The sequence below is a fragment of the Viridibacillus soli genome (assembly GCF_016612995.1).
Classification (GTDB): domain Bacteria; phylum Bacillota; class Bacilli; order Bacillales_A; family Planococcaceae; genus Viridibacillus; species Viridibacillus soli.
The window spans coordinates 36,463-55,939 of record NZ_JAEOAH010000007.1; the positions used below are offsets into that span (position 1 = coordinate 36,463).

14 protein-coding genes and 2 riboswitches are annotated in these 19,477 nt (G+C 37.6%); of the genes, 12 read left to right on the top strand and 2 right to left on the bottom strand.

Annotated elements, in window-relative coordinates; all coding sequences use genetic code 11:
* The first annotated feature begins 96 nt into the window (after window positions 1-96).
* The 5 genes from JFL43_RS07850 (at window position 97) to JFL43_RS07870 (ending at window position 5,438) form a co-directional block, all read left to right on the top strand.
* Window positions 97-894 (top strand): MIP/aquaporin family protein, encoded by a 798-nt coding sequence (locus JFL43_RS07850; RefSeq protein WP_200748586.1) that lies wholly within the window; start codon window positions 97-99, stop codon window positions 892-894.
* A gap of 56 nt (window positions 895-950) precedes the next feature.
* Window positions 951-2,444 carry a glycerol kinase GlpK gene (glpK, locus tag JFL43_RS07855; protein ID WP_200748587.1) on the top strand — a complete coding sequence of 498 codons (1,494 nt, stop codon included), beginning with the start codon at window positions 951-953 and terminating at the stop codon, window positions 2,442-2,444.
* A 271-nt stretch (window positions 2,445-2,715) separates the two neighbouring features.
* Window positions 2,716-2,822: riboswitch (SAM riboswitch) on the top strand.
* Between the two features lie 92 nt (window positions 2,823-2,914).
* Window positions 2,915-3,730: a MetQ/NlpA family ABC transporter substrate-binding protein gene (locus tag JFL43_RS07860; protein WP_200748588.1), complete on the top strand. Its 816-nt coding sequence runs from the start codon at window positions 2,915-2,917 to the stop codon at window positions 3,728-3,730.
* Between the two features lie 33 nt (window positions 3,731-3,763).
* Entirely contained in the window at window positions 3,764-4,843 is a 1,080-nt protein-coding gene (locus JFL43_RS07865) for a methionine ABC transporter ATP-binding protein (protein ID WP_200748589.1), read from the top strand.
* Complete coding sequence (locus tag JFL43_RS07870) at window positions 4,785-5,438, top strand: methionine ABC transporter permease (RefSeq protein WP_200748590.1); 654 nt, start codon at window positions 4,785-4,787, stop codon at window positions 5,436-5,438. Before JFL43_RS07865 ends, JFL43_RS07870 begins: the two co-directional genes overlap by 59 nt.
* Window positions 5,439-5,571: 133 nt before the next feature.
* Here the strand turns inward: JFL43_RS07870 and sda are convergent, their stop codons facing one another.
* Window positions 5,572-5,697 carry a sporulation histidine kinase inhibitor Sda gene (gene sda, locus JFL43_RS07875; RefSeq protein WP_100794758.1) on the bottom strand — a complete coding sequence of 42 codons (126 nt, stop codon included), beginning with the start codon at window positions 5,695-5,697 and terminating at the stop codon, window positions 5,572-5,574.
* 982 nt (window positions 5,698-6,679) lie between these two features.
* On the opposite strand from sda, the gene JFL43_RS07880 reads away from it, so the two are divergent.
* The 4 genes from JFL43_RS07880 to JFL43_RS23440 all read left to right on the top strand — a co-directional run bounded on the left by JFL43_RS07880 (window position 6,680) and on the right by JFL43_RS23440 (window position 16,910).
* Complete coding sequence (locus JFL43_RS07880) at window positions 6,680-9,022, top strand: bifunctional metallophosphatase/5'-nucleotidase (protein WP_200748591.1); 2,343 nt, start codon at window positions 6,680-6,682, stop codon at window positions 9,020-9,022.
* A 1,133-nt stretch (window positions 9,023-10,155) separates the two neighbouring features.
* Complete coding sequence (locus JFL43_RS07885; RefSeq protein WP_200748592.1) at window positions 10,156-14,556, top strand: S8 family peptidase; 4,401 nt, start codon at window positions 10,156-10,158, stop codon at window positions 14,554-14,556.
* A gap of 411 nt (window positions 14,557-14,967) precedes the next feature.
* Complete coding sequence (locus JFL43_RS07890) at window positions 14,968-15,210, top strand: hypothetical protein (RefSeq protein ID WP_234447661.1); 243 nt, start codon at window positions 14,968-14,970, stop codon at window positions 15,208-15,210.
* 968 nt (window positions 15,211-16,178) lie between these two features.
* Window positions 16,179-16,910 carry a hypothetical protein gene (locus JFL43_RS23440; RefSeq protein WP_200748719.1) on the top strand — a complete coding sequence of 244 codons (732 nt, stop codon included), beginning with the start codon at window positions 16,179-16,181 and terminating at the stop codon, window positions 16,908-16,910.
* A gap of 14 nt (window positions 16,911-16,924) precedes the next feature.
* Here JFL43_RS23440 and JFL43_RS07900 read toward each other — a convergent pair whose 3' ends face one another.
* Window positions 16,925-17,152 carry a hypothetical protein gene (locus JFL43_RS07900; RefSeq protein ID WP_200748594.1) on the bottom strand — a complete coding sequence of 76 codons (228 nt, stop codon included), beginning with the start codon at window positions 17,150-17,152 and terminating at the stop codon, window positions 16,925-16,927.
* A gap of 71 nt (window positions 17,153-17,223) precedes the next feature.
* A riboswitch (TPP riboswitch) is annotated at window positions 17,224-17,333 on the top strand.
* A gap of 106 nt (window positions 17,334-17,439) precedes the next feature.
* Between JFL43_RS07900 and JFL43_RS07905 the strand changes: the two genes are divergently transcribed.
* Genes JFL43_RS07905 through JFL43_RS07915 form a run of 3 tightly spaced genes read left to right on the top strand, consistent with a single transcriptional unit; the run spans window position 17,440 to window position 19,476 of the window.
* The gene (locus tag JFL43_RS07905; RefSeq protein ID WP_200748595.1) at window positions 17,440-18,420 is read left to right on the top strand and encodes an ABC transporter substrate-binding protein; all 981 of its coding nucleotides are present in this window, start codon (window positions 17,440-17,442) and stop codon (window positions 18,418-18,420) included.
* 13 nt (window positions 18,421-18,433) lie between these two features.
* Entirely contained in the window at window positions 18,434-18,724 is a 291-nt protein-coding gene (locus tag JFL43_RS07910; protein WP_100794752.1) for a thiamine-binding protein, read from the top strand.
* Entirely contained in the window at window positions 18,724-19,476 is a 753-nt protein-coding gene (locus tag JFL43_RS07915) for an ABC transporter permease (RefSeq protein ID WP_200748596.1), read from the top strand. Before JFL43_RS07910 ends, JFL43_RS07915 begins: the two co-directional genes overlap by 1 nt.
* Window position 19,477: the final 1 nt, after the last annotated feature.

Consider the following 19,477-nt stretch of genomic DNA (forward strand, 5'->3'; position numbering starts at 1 on the left):
TTTGAGCTCCACATTTTATCACTCCGCCGTAGGCGGGTGATTAAATGTGGAGTTTTTTGCTTTTTCGTAACCGCTTACAAAGAAGGGGGAAAAGAAATGACAGCGTTTTTAGGGGAATTAATTGGTACAATGATTTTAATCGTCTTTGGGGCCGGAGTTGTTGGTGGTGTCGTACTGAAAAAATCCAAAGCAGAAGGTTCAGGTTGGATCGTTATTACTGTTGGATGGGGTCTTGCAGTTACGATGGGGGTCTATGCTGTAGGGAATTTCAGTGGGGCGCATTTAAATCCAGCAGTAACTATTGGTATGGCATCTATTGGTGAATTCCCATGGGCTGATGTACCAGGATATATTTTAGCACAAATGATGGGGGCAATAATTGGAGCAGTTATAGTATATTTTCAATATTTACCGCATTGGCAGGAAACAAAAGATACGGACGCAAAACTGGGTGTATTTGCTACAGCACCTGCGATTCGTCACCCACTTTCAAATCTAACAAGTGAGATTATTGGAACGTTCATTTTACTTCTTGGTTTACTTATGATAGGTGCAAATGAGTTTACAGAAGGTTTAAACCCGTTAATCGTAGGGGCACTTATTGTGGCAATTGGTTTATCACTTGGGGGAACAACAGGATATGCCATTAATCCAGCACGTGATTTGGGCCCTAGAATTGCGCATTTCATCCTTCCTATCCATGGAAAAGGTTCATCGGACTGGAGTTATGCTTGGGTACCAGTTGTTGGCCCAATCATCGGTGGAGCATTTGGAGCACTATTTTATCAACAAGTATTTACAGGAGTTAATAGCATAGCATTTTGGGTAGTAGGAGCGATAACGCTTGCCATTCTTGTAGGAGCGCAATTAACCCTGAAAAAGAGTGGGGAGTAGTGGTTAAGTAAGGAAACGCTGAGAAACTATAAAAAACATAACTTGGGGGAGATCATATGACAGAGAAATATATTTTGGCACTAGATCAAGGAACAACAAGTTCTCGTGCAATTTTATTCGATAAAGAAGGCGCAATTTTTCATAGTTCACAGCAAGAATTTACGCAGTATTTTCCGGAATCTGGATGGGTAGAGCATAATGCGGATGAAATTTGGAGTTCAATTTTGGCAGTTATTGCTGGCGTATTATCTGAGAAAAATATAAAAGCAGAGCAAATTGCCGGAATCGGTATTACAAATCAACGTGAAACAACTGTTGTTTGGGATAAAAACACAGGAGATCCTATTTACAACGCAATTGTTTGGCAATCTCGCCAAACAGCTGAAATATGCGAACAATTAAAATCACAAGGGCATGCGGAGACATTCCGTGATAAAACAGGCTTATTAATAGATGCCTATTTCTCTGGTACAAAAATAAAATGGATTTTAGATAATGTAGAAGGGGCACGTGAGAAGGCGGAAAGAGGCGACTTATTATTCGGTACGATCGATACATGGCTTGTTTGGAAGTTATCAGGCGGAAAGAGACATGTAACTGATTATTCGAATGCATCTAGAACGCTTATGTACAATATCTATGACTTAAAGTGGGATGTAGAATTACTAGACATTTTAGGAGTTCCTGCTTCTATGCTACCTGAAGTACGTCCTTCTTCAGAAATATACGCACATACAGCGGAGGATTGTTTCTTTGGATATGAAGCGCCGATTGCTGGCATTGCAGGAGACCAACAAGCAGCACTTTTCGGTCAAGCTTGCTTCGAAAGTGGAATGGTGAAAAATACGTATGGTACTGGTTGCTTTATGTTAATGAACACCGGTGACAAAGCTGTTAAATCTGAACATGGTTTATTAACAACAATTGCTTGGGGAATTGATGGTAAGGTGGAATATGCTTTAGAAGGAAGTATATTTGTTGCTGGTTCTGCAGTTCAATGGTTACGTGATGGTATGAGAATGTTAAGAAACTCTACTGAAAGTGAGCTATATGCTGAAAAAGTGACTTCAACAGAAGGCGTCTATGTAGTTCCAGCATTTGTTGGTTTAGGGGCTCCTTACTGGGATAGTGATGTTAGAGGAGCTATATTTGGACTGACTAGAGGAACATCAAAAGAACATTTTGTACGTGCAACTTTGGAATCGCTTGCATATCAAACGAAAGATGTTTTGGATGCAATGGAAGCAGATTCTGGCATTTCATTAAAAACGTTGCGTGTGGATGGTGGAGCCGTAGCAAACAATTTCTTAATGCAATTCCAAAGTGATTTATTAGATGTTCAAGTTGATCGTCCAGTGATCAACGAAACAACGGCACTCGGAGCAGCTTATTTAGCAGGGTTAGCAGTTGGCTATTGGGAAAATAGAAATGAAATTTCAGAGAACTGGAAGAATGACAAGTCATTCCAACCTGAAATGGAACAAGAGAAACGAGAAGGATTATATGAAGGCTGGCAAAAAGCAGTAAAAGCAGCAATGATTTTTAAATAAATCGCTTCATTGTCACATTAGCTTGAACAAACCCTAATCTCTCCGGAGGTTAGGGTTTTTCTATATCTTTAAGAGAGGACTATTCAGATGAACAACACTCGTCCCGAATTCGGCGACAAACAGGCTTCTTTGAGCACTAGATCACTACTTTCAATAACACCCCACCAATTTGATTCCTACACGATCATTAAACTGAAAATTTTATTTTTCAGAAAAATTCATTGACTAATACCAAGTATACAAGTAAGATTAATTGAATTAAAAGTATAGCTTCTTATCCAGAGGGGGGAAGGGACTGGCCCGGTGCACCCCCGGCAACGGACTGATTGATAATCAGCACCGTGCTAATTCCAACGAAGAACATTCGGGAGATGAGAAGAGGTAGCAGCTTGGCAGTAAACCTCTTCTTTGTTCGTAAGAAGAGGTTTTTTTATTTGCAGAAAATATATACATAAAAGGAGATTTTATTCATGAAAAAGTGGGCGTTATTTTTATTAACAATTGTTGTATTAACGGTTCTAGCTGCATGTGGTTCAAAAGACGAAGGTACTAAAGAGAAGGCAGATGCAGTAACAACATTGAAAGTGGGAACAGTGCCACAACCGCATGCAGAAATCTTAGATCATATTAAGGAAGACTTAAAGAAAGATGGCGTGGAACTAGAATATGTAATGGTTAACTCGGGTCGTCAAACGAACGAACAAACTGCACAAGGTGATCTAGATGTAAACTACTTTCAACACGTACCTTATATGGAGTTAATTAATAAAGAAGCTGGTATTGATTTAGTCAGTGTAGTAAATGTACATATTGAACCAATTGGTGTGTACTCAACTAAGATTAAAGATATTAAAGAATTAAAAGAGGGTGCGAAAATTTCACTATCAAGTGATGCAGCAAATTTTTCTCGTGTATTACAGCTGTTTGCAAGCAATGGGCTAATTGAATTAGCTAAAAAAGAAGGCACATACACTGTAGACGATATAACAAAAAATGATAAAAACTTAAAATTCATAGGTGTTCAAGCTGAAATGTTAAATCGTACAGTTGAAGATGTAGATGCAGCAGCAATCGCTACAAACTATGCATTAGAAGCGGGCTTTGTACCGAATAATGATGCACTAATTCTTGAAGGGACAGATACAGATTTCGCAAACATTTTAACAGCACGTAAAGATAATAAAGATAGCAAAGCTGTAAAAACTTTAGCGAAATGGTTAACAAGTGATAAAACGAAAAAATTCATTGAAGAAAAATATGAAGGTGCAGTTATTCCTGCCTTCTAGGCTGACGTTTTGAAAGAAGGGAAGTTAGAGTGCATGATTGAATTTAAACATACGACGAAAGAGTTTAAGAGTGGTAACAATACAGTTAGAGCTTTATATGATGTAAATTTAATGATTAATAAAGGGGATATCTTCGGTGTAATTGGTTTTAGTGGTGCAGGTAAAAGTACACTAATTCGTACAGTCAATTTGCTCGAGTATCCTACTTCAGGCGAAGTAATCGTAGATGGCAAAAATCTAGTTAATCTCAGCAAGAAAAAATTACGTGAAGAAAAAAAGAACATCGGGATGATCTTCCAACACTTTAATCTCTTAAACTCAAAAACCGTATTCGATAATGTCGCTATGCCGCTCTCACTAGATCGAATAAAACGAAAAGAAATTGAAAAGCGAGTGAATGAAGTATTACAATTTGTCGGTTTAGAAGATAAAGTCCACAGCTATATTGATCAATTATCAGGTGGCCAAAAGCAGCGAGTTGGCATCGCTCGGGCATTGGTAACACAACCATCCATTTTATTATGCGATGAAGCGACTTCAGCACTTGATCCGCAAACAACAAAATCTATACTAGAATTATTAAAACGAATAAATGAAGAATATAAAATTACGATCTTAATCATTACGCATGAAATGGAAGTAATTCGAGATATTTGTAACCGTGTAGCGGTTATGCAAAACGGTGAAGTCATTGAAACAGGTGATGTATTTGAGATTTTCTCGAAACCAAAAACAGAGACGGCAAAGAATTTTGTGAAATCAGTCGTACACGATGAAATTCCAGATTCCGTTTATGAACAATTGCAAAAAAGCGAGTATAGCGGACGTATGTATAAATTGGACTTCATCGGTGTAAATGCGGGTCAGCCGATTGTCTCGCAAGTAGCTAAGCGCTTCGATGTAGATGTTAACGTATTATTTGGTACTATTACGGAACTACAAAACACTCCTTTTGGTAATTTGATTGTTGAATTGATTGGCGAAGAAGTTGAGATTGCTCGTGCATTTGAGTATATCAAAAGTAAAAATATTAAAGTACAGGAGGTGACTACTCATGAAGGTGAGCTCACAGATCATCATCGATGCGATTTGGGAAACGTTATACATGGTTAGTATTTCTTTATTCTTCGGGGCAATTTTGGGATTTATACTAGGTGTTACGCTAGTTGTCACAAGGAAAGGACATATATTACAAAACAAATTCATCTTCGGAGTCGTAAATCCAATCGTTAATATTTTTAGATCGATTCCATTTATCATTTTATTAGTAGCCATTATTCCACTAACGCGCCTCATTGTTGGAAGTGCTATCGGCACAACTGCAGCAATTGTCCCTTTAGTTCTGCATATTGGTCCTTATATTTCACGCCTTATAGAAAACTCATTATTAGAAGTAGACGATGGCATTATCGAAGCTGCAAAAGCAATGGGAGCCTCTCCGTTTCAAATTATTCGTAAATTCTTATTACCAGAAGCATTTCCATCATTAATTTTAAGTGTCACAACAGCAACAATTGGTTTAATAGGCGCAACGGCGATGGCAGGAGCTATAGGCGGTGGTGGTATTGGTGATGTAGCCATTACATACGGCTATCAACGTTTCGACAATACAACCATTTTAGTAACGGTCATCATTTTAGTGGCCTTTGTACAATTGATTCAAAGTATCGGAAATGTATTAGAACGTCGATTAAGACGAGTTTCATAAATTATAAACAAACCAATGTGGTTCAAACCCTTCATCTTTTGATGGAGGGATATTTTTTTACTTAAAGAGTCAAAGTCGAGTGTGAACATTTAGGTGGTATATGGATATAGTTTCTAAAATACAGCTAAGCCGCTTAAACTAAATATAGAGAGCGACGCATAATCTCATTTTCTAAAAGGTGTATAAAATCAGGACATAGCTCAATAACTGTTGCAGTAACATAAGCCTTGATTAATAAATCATCTGATAGTTGACTCATACGTGAATTCACCTCCAAATTAATACAAGCAGTGTTCTAATAAGAAAAAAGTTAGAATATATTGATAGATTATCTATCTGCACACTTAATTTAACAAATAGTTTTGTTCATAACAACCAGTCAATTACCCACAGGAGTTGGTGGATAATCTGTGATTAACTTGTTTAAATATCAGATTATTCTATATAATACAGCGGGGATAATGTGAATAACTTTATCCACAGGTGATAGGAAAGGGAAAATTTGTCGAAATATTTTTTTACTTCGTAAGTATCCAATTGTTATTTCGAGTCAAATCGACAATGGAGAGTGATTTGTATGAGTCACTAATAAAATTGAAAAATCCCTAAACTCCTCTGAGCAAAGCATATTATTAGTAATGTAAAGAATGTGCTATGAATGCCATTTCAAATCACCTCGCTTTAATGAGTGTTTTCCATAGCAGTATTGACTATTTAGGTGTAGGGATTTTCTAAATGACAACCTCCCCTCATTATAGAACGTATGTTTCTGTTTCGCAAGACTTTACGCTGAGCCTAATCGATATTCCTCTACCACTTTCACTAGTGCACTACACCTTGATATTTAAACGCGTAAGACTTCTTTCGGAGTCCGTTAAAGAAGCAGTGTGTAAAAATAGTTTCTTTAGGCTAATCGGACAAAAAGCTAATTTACCTATACCCATTGATGGCAAAGATAAATAATTTTTATTAATAATAGCTACGATGCGAATCACTAAAATAATAAACTACGGATCTTCAAATGGGGGTACTATTTGATAATTTACGAATTATCTTACATAAATAAAGCCACTAGATTACATAGCGTATTTCGTAGTAAAATGTCAGGTTTATAAAATTTTAATAATATTAAGAATTTAAGTTCACAGATTTATATGATTTTATATATAATGGTAGAAGGTAGAGTCATCGATTTAGGATTGTACAATACCAATAGAAGGATAACTTAGGAGGATGTTTAAATGGCGAAACATACATATAAATTTGTAAAACCAGCTGCATCATTAATATTAGGAGCAACAGTTTTAATAGGATCTCTTGCTACGACGGAATCAGTGGATGCGGCATCTTCAAAGTATCAAGTTTCTAATAGTAAATTAATAGTAAAAAAAACGGGTAAATCGGTGAAAGGCTATAAGCAATATAACAGTAAACTTTACAAAGACGGTAAGCTATATACGGGATTAAAAGGCGGCATTTATTATAAAAGTGGTAAAAAGGGTACTGCTAAATACAAAGGTGTATATTACTCAAAAGGTAAAGCTTTTACAGGCGTGAAAAACAATACTTATTATAAAGCAGGAAAAGTAGCGACAGGTTGGTATGGTAAAGGCGACGCTCGCACCTATTATGTGAAGGGTAAACCGCTAACAGGAATCGGTGCCAGTACGGGTCGATACTTTAAAAAAGGTAAACTCAGCACAGGTTGGTATGGTGACGGAGCAAAACGCACTTATTATGTGCAAGGTAAACCATTAACAGGGGTTGCAGAAAAAACTGGGCGTTACTTTGTTAAAGGTAAGTTAAATGTTGGCTTAGCGTTATATAAAGAAAAATTATATAACAGTGACAAGCTAAATGTAGGCTTAGCTCTATATAAAGAAAAGTTATATAACGGTGACAAGCTAAATACAGGTGTCATTCAATACAAAGACATCTGGTATAAAGATTCTATGATTGCGAACGGCAATATCACAACACCTGACGGCAAAGAAATTACAGTAGTTAATGGCGTAGAAAAGAACTTCTCATTATCAATCATGCATACAAATGACACGCATGCGCATTTAGACAAGGCGGCAAAAAGAACAACTGCTATCAAAAATATTAGAGCCAAAAACCCAAATGCATTACTACTTGATGCAGGTGATGTATTCAGTGGAACACTATATTTCAATGAATTTAAAGGACAAGCAGACCTAAAATTGATGAATTTAATGGGTTATGATGCTATGACTTTTGGTAATCATGAGTTTGATTTAGGCTCAAGTCCAGAAGGGCATCAAGCATTAGCAGACTTCATCAAAGGAGCAAACTTTCCATTCATTAGCGCAAACGTGGATTTCTCAGCGGATCAGCGATTTGCAGGTCTATTTACAGATTTAATTTCAAGTGAACCCGAAAAAGGAAAGATTTATAATGGTATTGTTAAAGTAATTAATGGAGAAAAAGTAGGGATTTTCGGTTTAACAACTGAAGAAACAGCAGATATTGCGAGTCCCGGAAGCATAGTCTTTGAAAATTATATTGCAGCGGCTGAAAAAGCAGTAAAAGCCTTTGAAGGTCAAGGCGTCGATAAAATTATTGCGCTAACACATATTGGTTTTGATGACAATGCGGAAGTAGATAATGATTTAACATTAGCAGCAACAGTAAAAGGCATTGACGTTATCGTTGGTGGACATAGCCATACAAAATTAGCTGAACCCGTTATTGTAGATCAAGATATCAACAAACAGAAAAAAGATCCAACTGTAATTGTCCAAGCCTACCAATATAGCGATTTTTTAGGCACGTTAGATGTAGAGTTTGATGATAAAGGTACAGTAGTCAAATCAAATGGTAAGCTCATCGATTTAGAACCTGTAGCAGCGGATCCAGAAGCAGCTGCGATATTAAAAACATATTCTGATAAACTCGTAGAAGTAAATAGTAAACCAATTGGTGCAGTAGCAAAAAGTGAACTGACAAACCCAAGAAAAACAAATTCAGAAGCGGGTAATATTAGTGTACGTAGCAATGAAACAGCACTTGGTAACATCATAACTGACGGTATGCTAAATAAAGCAAAAGCTAAAAATAAAGATGTTATTATGGCGCTTCAAAATGGTGGTGGCATTCGAGCAGGAATTGACGCAGGTGAAATTACTGTAGGCGAAGTGATAACAGTACTACCATTTGGTAATACATTAGCAACAATGACACTAACAGGTGCTGATTTAAAACTAGGATTCGAAACAAGTTTTAAAGAGTATCCGGCAGAAAGCGGTGGCTTCCTTCACGTATCTGGTGCTAAAGTGGAATTTGACTCAAGCAAACCAGTAGGCCAACGTGTAGTTTCTATTAAGTATAAAAATGCAAGTGGCAATTACACTGCGATCCAAGACAGCGAAAGCTACACAGTAGCAACTAACGCCTTCACAGCCAAAGGTGGAGATGGCTACGATATCTTTGCCAAAGCATACGCAGAAGGCCGCGTAACAGATCTAGGCCTCTCAGATTGGGAAAACCTAGCAGAGCATTTAACATCACTAAAAGAAATTAACCCAACTACAGAAGGTCGAATTGTAGATATTTCGAAGTAATTTAATGCCAAGCAGCCGAAAAACTATGAATCTCATTTTCGTTTGAATAATTAATACAATTTATCCCCCTGATTTTCAAATTGGGGGATTTTTTTATGCGCTTAAGCTATAGATATGCTACTAAATTACAATCAATGCAGTTAGCACAACAATCAGCCGAATTAGTGCAATAACTCATCCATGATTCCTGGGAATAGGGATTTTATAAAATCTTTAAGAAGCGAATTGGCATAAGTAATATAGTTTCTTAGGTGTGTTGAATAGGGGAATATTGTGTTGTTATTTACCGTTAAAATGGTTTTTATGTTCAATACTAATATATGTAATTCCATTTTTTAGTTGATTCCCACTTTAATGGTGATGGTTAAAAATGGTTAATAAACACACCTAATAAGTTCAAAGTGAATCTATACTAGCTTATTCTAAAGAGAAGAAGTTGATGGGTAAACAGTCTAAATAGAACTTTAATAAAGATAGTGAAATAGACCTGCTATAGAAAGTGATTAATAATTACCTTTTTTAAAAATTAATGTAAGAATTAAAAAGAAAAAAATAATAACTATTAAAAAAGGATGATTCAAATTAGCCCTTTGTTTAATAAGAAGAAAGTGCATCTTGAAAGTTTTTTTTAGGGTTTTATCAATAATGAATATTAGTACTAAAGTTTTATTGTATGCATTTAAAATTGAATAGTTAAATTACTCTCTTTTTGATTTAGTAGGTGTATTTAGGTGTTTTTTTATAAAATAAGAAAATCTAATGAATTTATTATAAATTAGTTAATCTCTTGATATATTAATAGTATCAACGGTTTCAATCACTCTAATACCCTTTCTTTAAGTATATAAAAATTACATTTTTAGTACTAATGACACATTATTTGATAGTACAAAATTATCATTTTAGAAAATTCTGATAATTCAGTATAAAAATAGACAAAATTTGCAATTGAGTTGTTATATAGTTGTAGTTACAACTAGAGATACTGTTCGGCACCATTGATTCTGTTTACCTAAATGTCTTTTTAGGAGAGGAGGCAAAGGTGTTTTTCTTTGGTCTTTTGAGCTTTTTAAAAGACTGTTGGCTTCTAGCAAGGAACTAATATCTTTATAAAATGAGAGGGAGGAATGAAGATGAGAAAAAGAAGTGGTTCACTCAAAGCATTTAGTATTGCTGCATCTGTACTCATGGCGGTTTCTTTAGTTGCACCAAATGTAGCTAGTGCAAAAGCAACAAGTAAACTTCACCAATCATTCAGAGATTCAAGTTCTAATACAGTTCTGGTGAAAGATAAGCTAAGCGATCGATTACTCAATAATTTTAAAAATGATGAAAAAGTAACATTCTTAATCAAATTCAAAGAAAAATCTTCTGCAAAAAAAGTAGCTGGTGAAGCTAGGGGAAATGCTAAAGCGGATAATATGTCAGCCCATCAAGCTAAGCTCTTTCAACGTTCTGCTGTAGTATCTGACTTAAAGGCAACTTCACTTGAATCACAGGAGACAGTTATGGAATACCTTGAAAAGGAAGAGGCAAAAGGGAATGCTAAAGACATCATATCTTACTATATTGTAAATGGGGTAGCTGTAACTGCAACAAAAGAAATTGCTGAAAAAGTAGCGACATTTGAAGAAGTAGAAAAAGTATTACCAAATGAGACCCGCCAGTTATTTACGACGAAAACCAAAAATGAAGTTGTTCCTAAAGCCAAAACTGCAAGTGTTGAGTGGAACGTTGAACGTGTGAAAGCTCCTAAAGTTTGGGAAAAGGGGATTGATGGAGCAGGAACAGTGGTAGCCAGTATTGATACTGGTGTGCAATGGGATCACCCAGCTCTAAAGCAAAAATATCGTGGTTTTAATACATCAACGGGACAAGTTTCTCATGACTTCAACTGGTTTGATGCAACAAGTGGTCGTAATACACCGTTTGATGATGTTGGTCACGGTACGCACGTAACAGGAACAATGGTTGGTGGTGAACCAAATGGAGCTAACCAAGTAGGCGTTGCACCTGGTGCAAAATATATTTCAGTAAAAGCGTTTACTTCCACAGGTGGGGAAGATACTGACCTTTTGGCAGCTGCACAATGGATTCTAGCACCAACTGACTCAAATGGAAATGCACGTGTTGATATGGCTCCAGATATTGTAAACAATTCTTGGGGAGGCGGTGCTGGACTTGATGAGTGGTACAGAGATGTAGTTCGCAATTGGCGTGCTGCCGAAATTTTCCCAGAGTTCTCTGCAGGAAACACGACGCCGACGAACCCAGGTGGCCCAGGATCTGTTGCAGCACCAGCAAACTATCCTGAGGCGTTTGCAACTGGCGCAACGGATATTAATAACAAAGTGGGAAGCTTCTCGCTTCGTGGACCATCGCCATATGATCAGATTAAGCCAGACATTTCAGCACCTGGTGTGAACATTCGTTCATCTGTGCCGGGTAGTGGATATGAAGGTGGGTGGAACGGGACATCCATGGCGGGTCCAGCAATATCGGGTGTTGCAGCATTGCTTCGTCAAGTTAATGCGAACTTAACTGTTGATCAGATGGAACAGATTTTACTAGATACAGCTATACCATTAACTGACTCTCAATATCCACAATCACCTAATCATGGATATGGTTACGGACTAGTGGATGCCAATGCTGCTGTTTCTTCAGTTATGACTGGATTAGGTACGCTAAAAGGTCAAGTGACAAAACAAGGTGATGACAATGAGGCTCCAGTACTAAAGCATAAAGTTCCTGAAGAGATATTTGCAGGGATGAATCTTGATCTAACGGCTTCAGTAACGGACAACATTAGTATTGCAACTGTTATCTTAAACTACAAAGATACGAAAGGTGCATGGAAAGAGATTACTGCAACTCGCAAATCAGGAGATCATAAATCAGCGGAATTTGGGGTTACTATCCCTGGTGAAGTGATCGAAGGTAATTCATTCACGTACAAATGGACGATCAACGACTTTGGTAACAACGAAGTAAGTAGTGAAGAGTATGTAATTCAAGTAAAGCCGGGCATCACAGTCGGTTACTTTGAAAATTTAGAAAAACAACCTATTGGCTGGACTTCATTTGGCAATAAGAATAGCTGGGAATGGGGTGTACCAACTTCAGGTCCAGGCAAAGCCTCATCTGGTGAAAAAGTGTATGCAACAAATTTAGCTGGTAATTATGACAGCCAAATGAACGCTACATTAGTGATGCCTCCAGTGAATCTACCAGAAGGAAATTCCTATTTGCAGTTCAAACAATGGCATAATTTTGAAGCAGCTTCAACTGGACGTGCTTGGGATTACGGTCATGTCTTTGTTTCGAGAGATCGAGTAGAATGGACTCAACTAATGAAAGTGCAAGGAGCTTCAAACGGATGGATTAATGCAGAAGTTGACTTATCTGCTTACGCAGGTCAACGTATTTATATTGGATTCAACGCTTTTTCTGATGGCAGTATCAATAAAGAAGGCTGGTATATTGATGATATCGCACTTGTTGATGTCTCGCATACTGGTAAAGTCTCTAAAGGTAAGGATAAAAACAAAGGTACGAATGAAAATAACAGTAACGATAGCATCAAAGGTGATTTAGGAAAGAGCCAAGATAAAGATTCTAAGAAAGAGTCAATTGACCCTAAGACCATTCGACCTGTATTGCCTGTAGAAGAAAAACAGTCAGTAGAAGAAGTTGTTGTAAATCCTACGCTTCTACCTTTAGGTGCACAAGTAAGTATTCTTGAATCGGGCCGTTCAGTTTATTCAAATCCTGCTGATGGTTCATATTCATTAACACATGGTGCAGGCACATTCACTGCGAAAGCAGAGGCGTATGGATTCACGTCTAAACAACAGTCTGTATCAGTTAAAGCAGATGGAACGTCTACTGCAAATTTCACATTAAAAGAAGTGGCACAAAATGCAGTGAGTGGTAAAATAATTGACAAATCAACAGGTGAGGGCATAGCAGGAGCAACTATCCTAATCGTTGAAGATGCAAATATTAAACCTGTAGTGACAGATGCGGAAGGAAACTATTCACTAACTGCATACGAAGGCGACTATACATTAAAAGTAATCGCCCGAGGTTATTCTGGCCAAGAAACAGCCATTAAAATAGGCCAACAAGCAACTAAACAAGATTTCGAGCTTAAACCATTCCACACGTATCCAGGTGGTGAAATTGGTTATGATGATGGAACAGCTGAAAATGCACATGCATTTAATGCGGCAGGTAACGCATGGGCAGTGAAAATGTCTCTTCCTGAAGGGAAAGGAAGTGGAGTTGTAACAGATGGTGTATTCCGATTCTGGGATACTGAATGGCCAGTCCCTGGTGGAACAGCGTTTGCAGTTGAAGTTTGGGATGCAACAGGTGCACAAGGTACGCCTGGTAAAAAACTAGCAGGTCCTATTGATGCAACGGCTTTACGTAACGGCGAGTGGACAGTCGTAGATCTAAGTGAACATAATATTATTGTAAACGGCGACTTCTACATGGTTTATCGCCAAACGTTAGCAAGTCCGAATACGCCAGGTCTTGCAACGGATGAAAGTGGAAAAAATGCTGGCAGAAGTTATCAAGGTGTTTCTGATGCTTGGTCACCTTCACCAGCAGAAGAGGGTAACTACATGATTCGTGCCCGTGTAAGCTATGAAGTACAGGGGCTAGTCATTACTTCACCAGCAGCTAATTTTGTTACAAATGAAGCAATGACTAAAATTGAAGGAACAGCTACACCAACAGCAACTATCAAATTAAAACAAAATGATAAAGAAGTGGGAACTGCTGTCGTTGGAGCAGATGGTAAATTCTCAATTGATGCTAAATTATCAGAGGGTGCAAATAAATTTATTGCAGAGGCAACCCTAGATAACAAAGCGATAGGGAAATCTGAAGCGGTCACTGTTATTTTAGACACAATGAAACCTGAATTGAAAATTGAAAGTCCGCTAGATGGAGATAAAACAAATCGTGAGTCAGTGACAGTTGAAGGTACTGTCGAAGATGCAAATCTCGACTGGGTTCGTGTAAATGGTAATGATGCACCAGTAGTCGACGGGAAATTTTCAAAACGTATTCTTCTAGATAAAGGTGCAAATGAAATCGAAGTGGTAGCTAGCGATAAAGCAAACAACAAAGTAACGAAGAAAATTACCGTCACTGCAAACTACGATGCAGCTGGCATTGAAAACTTAACACCAGTAGAAGACCTTTACTTGGAAACAGGTAAAAGTGTCAAAATTGAATTTGACAGTGCACCAGGATTGAAGGCAACATTTGTCATCCATATGCCATTAACAAATGTCAACAATCCAACTCGAAATGCAACGGAATTGCCTATGACCGAAGAATCAGATGGTCACTACGTAGGTTATTGGACGGTACCAGCTGGAACTGTAGCAGATGGAGCGGTTATTGAAGTAAAAGCCGTTGACAGCTTCAAAAATGAAACACGCAAAAAAGCTACAGGTAAATTGTTCATTAATCTTGAGAAGGAAAAGGAAATGCATACACAATCGAAAGATTAACACAATTTTGCCCCATATCTCTTTGGAGATATGGGGCTTCCTTAAGACTCGAATATTCACCTGGATAACAGATAATAAGTTAGTATTGCAATCCTGTTATCGTGGAATTCCTTCACAACTAAACGCCCCAACAAATATTCGCAGTAAATTTTAATAATGCTGGTTCAACAATGAGCAATTATGTGAATATGGTGAAGCAAAAAAAGTGAAGTGAAAGGATGCTTATATTGACACTAACTATCTTATGGATGAAACTCTTCTACGACACCAGCCATCCAAACAAAAAAGAAGCATATTAAAGAATTGATAAAAGTCTAAGTAAATAATTTCTCATTTTTTTATTTTTATCCCAACCCAATTTGTTCACTTTTACATATTCTATACAGAATGATAAAAAAGGAGTGAAATTGAATGGTTCAACCTTTTCATGGGCAGGACGGCTTTATGCAGCATGGACACCAAGGATTCCCAGGTGGTCAATGGAACCAAGGGCATAACTGGAATCAAGGGCATAACTGGAATCAATGGAATCGATGGAATCCGTGGAATCCGTGGCAACAATGGAATCCATGGTTCCCAGGTCAACAATGGAATACTTGGCGCCCAGGTCATAACTGGGATCAAGGCCATCACTGGAATCAAGGCTTTCGCTAGCGAAGAATAGAAGACCTCAATCACCCCAACAAAATTGAATTTCACGTTTGTACTAACAATTAATCCCCTGATTCCGGCGAGTCAGGGGATTTTTTTGTTCTAAAAACATAAATATTCAGATGAGCAACAAACACCCGATTACCGGCAAAAATTTTTACAAAGAAATAAGCTTAACAAAAAAACATGAACCCTTCAATTAGCCGCATAGGATAATTGAGAAAGGGGTCGGGTGTACAATGTTTGATTATGTGAATGTGCTGAAGAAATTTTTACCACCTACAGCAACAATTTTGGAACTGCAGCAACCCGAAAAGAGAGCGGCTATTTTGCTGGCAGATATAGATGGGGATCATGTTGAAGAATTAATTGCGGCATACATTTATCTAGGAAAAAATTATATTATAATATTAAAAAACGTTAATAATCAGTGGTTTCCGCTAGCGCGTATAGAAGGAAGCGGGTATGGGATATCGGATTTGTTGGCCGTACCAATCACAGATAAAGGGATGAACACCCTAATTGTCGGTTGGCAAATAGGTAGTATATGGTCAGAATTAAATCTACTGCAATGGACGAGAAATGGCTTTGTCCATTTACCTACGAATAATATGGTTTACAGTAAATTGCAAGTTGAAGATATGCCTGGTATACATGGACAGGATGGCAAATACGAACTTGCGATTTGGATTCATGATACCGGAGATGCCTATAAAGTAACCGTTTATCGTTATAAAGGAATGGGACTAGTGCGAGCAAAAGATGTCTATCCATATTATTTTAAAAAAGTAGCGGCTTATTATAAAGAGCTATTGCAAAGGAACAATTTCCCCTTTTATTGGTATTATTTATCGGATGCTCAGATGAAGTCAGGGAAATTAGATCGGGCATTAATTTCGCTTAATAAAGCTTTGTCATTTAATGCTCCATATCCGTCTAAAGAAAAGTTAGTAGAAAAAAGAAATCAAATTATGCGTGAATTAAAAAGTAGAAAGCCGAAAAATCCAACTATAATAGTTAGAAAAAATGGTGATGTAACGGGGGATGGCTCGATTGACACTATCTATCTAACTGGCGATATGACCAAGGGGAGCCCTTACTGGAAAAATATTAGCCTTGTAGTTTCTAATAAAAAACTCAATTTATATGAGAAATTTCCCTTGAAAGAAAATGGGGGCTATAATCCTACTTTATTTCTTGGTGATTTTACAGGAGATCATGTAGATGACATTTTGGTAGTCATAGATTCAGGGGGCAGTGGCGGTATAATTTTCGCATATATATTTTCATTTTTGAATGGAAAAATGCGACAAATATTTGATGCAGATGCATATAATGAGCGCTTCAAATACGATGTCAATTATCAAAATTACTACAAAGTAAATGTCTTAAGCTCTAATCCCAAGAAGAAATATATATTAGATTTAATGTATAAAGGCAAGGAATATTTGTCTGAAATCTATAACAAAGATGGAACGCTTAAAGAGCCAATCCAAGGGTGGGTTGATCCTATTGGTGGTCTCTATCCCATTGATTTCGAGAGGGACGGTACCTATGAACTGATGGCATTCCAAGAAATCGCGGGCAGATACCATGCAGATGGATTAGGCTATGTGGAAAATGTATTAAAATGGAACGGACATGAATTCGTACCAGATCGCCAAACCGTATCCATCTTTGGAGAAGATTTAGCTTCAAACTAACCTTAGATAATTGATTAATTGCATATAATCAAATAATTTAAGACGTGAATATTTAGAAAAATAACAAACGGGGCGAGTTGCGCAACAAACGGGGCGAGTTGCGCAACAAACGGGGCGAGTTGCGCAACAAACGGGGCGAGTTGCGCAACAAACGGGGCGAGTTGCGCAACAAACGCATGGAGTTGCGCAACAAACACACCAAGTCCCGCAACAAACACACCAAGTTCCACAACAAACGCCAAAACACCCTCACGGAAAAAAACATTGGAATTATCCAATTGTTTGTTATAATAAGGGGGAAAAGTTCATATGTGAAAAAATGTGGGGGGGCTGGTGTTGCCAGCTGAGAATGTATCCGTTAGATGCTGACCCTTAGAACCTGATCTGGCTAACACCAGCGGAGGGAACATCAGCTAAAAACTTGAGTGCCACTGTTTTTTAGAATGTATGTTAACGTCCGGAATAGTTCCGGGCGTTTTTCTTTTTTTATATGGAACTTGTCAAAACATTTTAGATGGGGGCAAGTGAAATGAAAAAATGCATGTTGCTACTTGTAGCTTTACTGGCTTTAGTTGGTTGCCAATCGCAGGAGTCAAAAGAAAATAGTGATGAATTAACCAAAGTCACTGTTGTGTTAGATTGGACTCCAAACACAAACCATACAGGCTTGTATGTAGCAAAGGAACAGGGCTTCTTTGAAAAACAAGGATTGGATGTTGATATTATTCAACCAGGTGAGACTGGGGCAGATCAACTAGTGGCTTCTGGAAAAGCAGAATTCGGGATTAGTACGCAAGAATCTATTACACAAGCACGTGTACAAGAGGTTCCACTTGTATCAATCGCTGCGATTATCCAACATAATACGTCTGGTTTTGCATCGCCAGTTGACAAAAATATTAAATCGCCGAAAGACTTCGAAGGAAAAACTTACGGAGGTTGGGGTTCACCCATTGAAAAGGCCATACTTAGTTCTTTAATGAAAATTGAAAATGCGGATAGTAATAAGCTGGATATTATTAATGCAGGAGATGCCGACTTCTTTACAATGGTAAAAAAAGATGTGGACTTCGCTTGGATTTACTATGCATGGACAGGTGTTGAAGCCGAATTGCGTGGAGAGAAGATCAATATGCTTTATTTAACGGATTATAGTGAAAAACTAGATAACTATACGCCTGTTCTAGCAACTAATGAAAAACTGATAAAGAGCAACCCAGATACGGTCAAAGCTTTTGTCAAAGCAGCATCACAAGGGTATGAATTTGCTATAAATGATTCAGAAAAGGCAGCGGATATTTTACTGAAAGCTGAACCGGTATTAGATGAAGAGTTAGTAAGGAAAAGTCAAAAGTGGTTGGCTAGTAGATATCAAGATGATGCCAAGCAATGGGGAGAGCAGAAGGTTGAAGTATGGGAAGAATATGCAAATTGGATGACTGAACAAGAAGTACTAGAAGGAAAATTCGATGCAAAAAAAGCATTTACAAATGAGTTTTTACCACAATAAGGGGGAGAGAAAGATGGCTAATTCATTAATCAGTGTACAAATTATACCTAAAACAAAAACGTATGAGGATGTTATTCCGCTTGTAGATGCAGCGATTAAAATTATCGACGATGCTGGTGTGAAATATGAAGTACATCCCCTTGAGACAACAATGGAAGGGGAGCTTTCTGAGCTGTTAGAAATTATTCAAAAGATGAATGAAAAGATGATCGAACTTGGTAGTATCAACGTGATTACACAAGTAAAAATGCTTTACCAACCAACTGGTATCACAATGGGCACATTAACGGAGAAATACAGATAATGAAATGGGTTCGTGAAAAAGGAGGAGCAATTTTTCTGCTCCTTTTCATTTTATGTAGTTGGGAATTACTAGTTAAGGTAAATGAAGTGCCAGGCTGGCTATTACCTGCCCCAATAGCAGTTTTTTCAGAAGCGATAAAAGTAATCCCTAGTTTTTCTACTGATATTTTTTCAACAATTCAGTTGGCGCTACTAGGATTGACGATTGGAAGTCTCGTTGGTTTTATCATAGCAGTACTATTACATATGATGCCATTCGTTCAGAAAATGGTCTATCCATTACTCATTCTGTCGCAAAATATCCCCATTATCGTATTAGCGCCACTACTAATTATTTGGTTCGGCTTTGGTTTAATGCCAAAATTGATTATTATAGGCTTAGTATGCTTTTTCCCGATCGTTGTAGCAGCATTAGATGGTTTTAAAAATACCGCTTCTGAGCTCAAATATTATATGGAAATGGCAGGGGCATCGAAAAGTCAATTATTTTGGAAACTCGAATTACCACATTCTCTCCCTTCATTATTTTCGGGGCTGAAAATTTCAGCAACATATAGTGTCATGGGGGCAGTCATTTCCGAGTGGTTAGGTGCGAAACAAGGAATTGGCGTATTTATGACATTATCACAGTCTTCATTCCGCACGGATCGTGTGTTTGTTGCCATTTTCACTATCATGCTATTAAGCATCCTTATTTTTGGCTTACTACGTATGGTTGAAAGAATAGTTATTAAAGGCAAAATGGAGAGGTGAA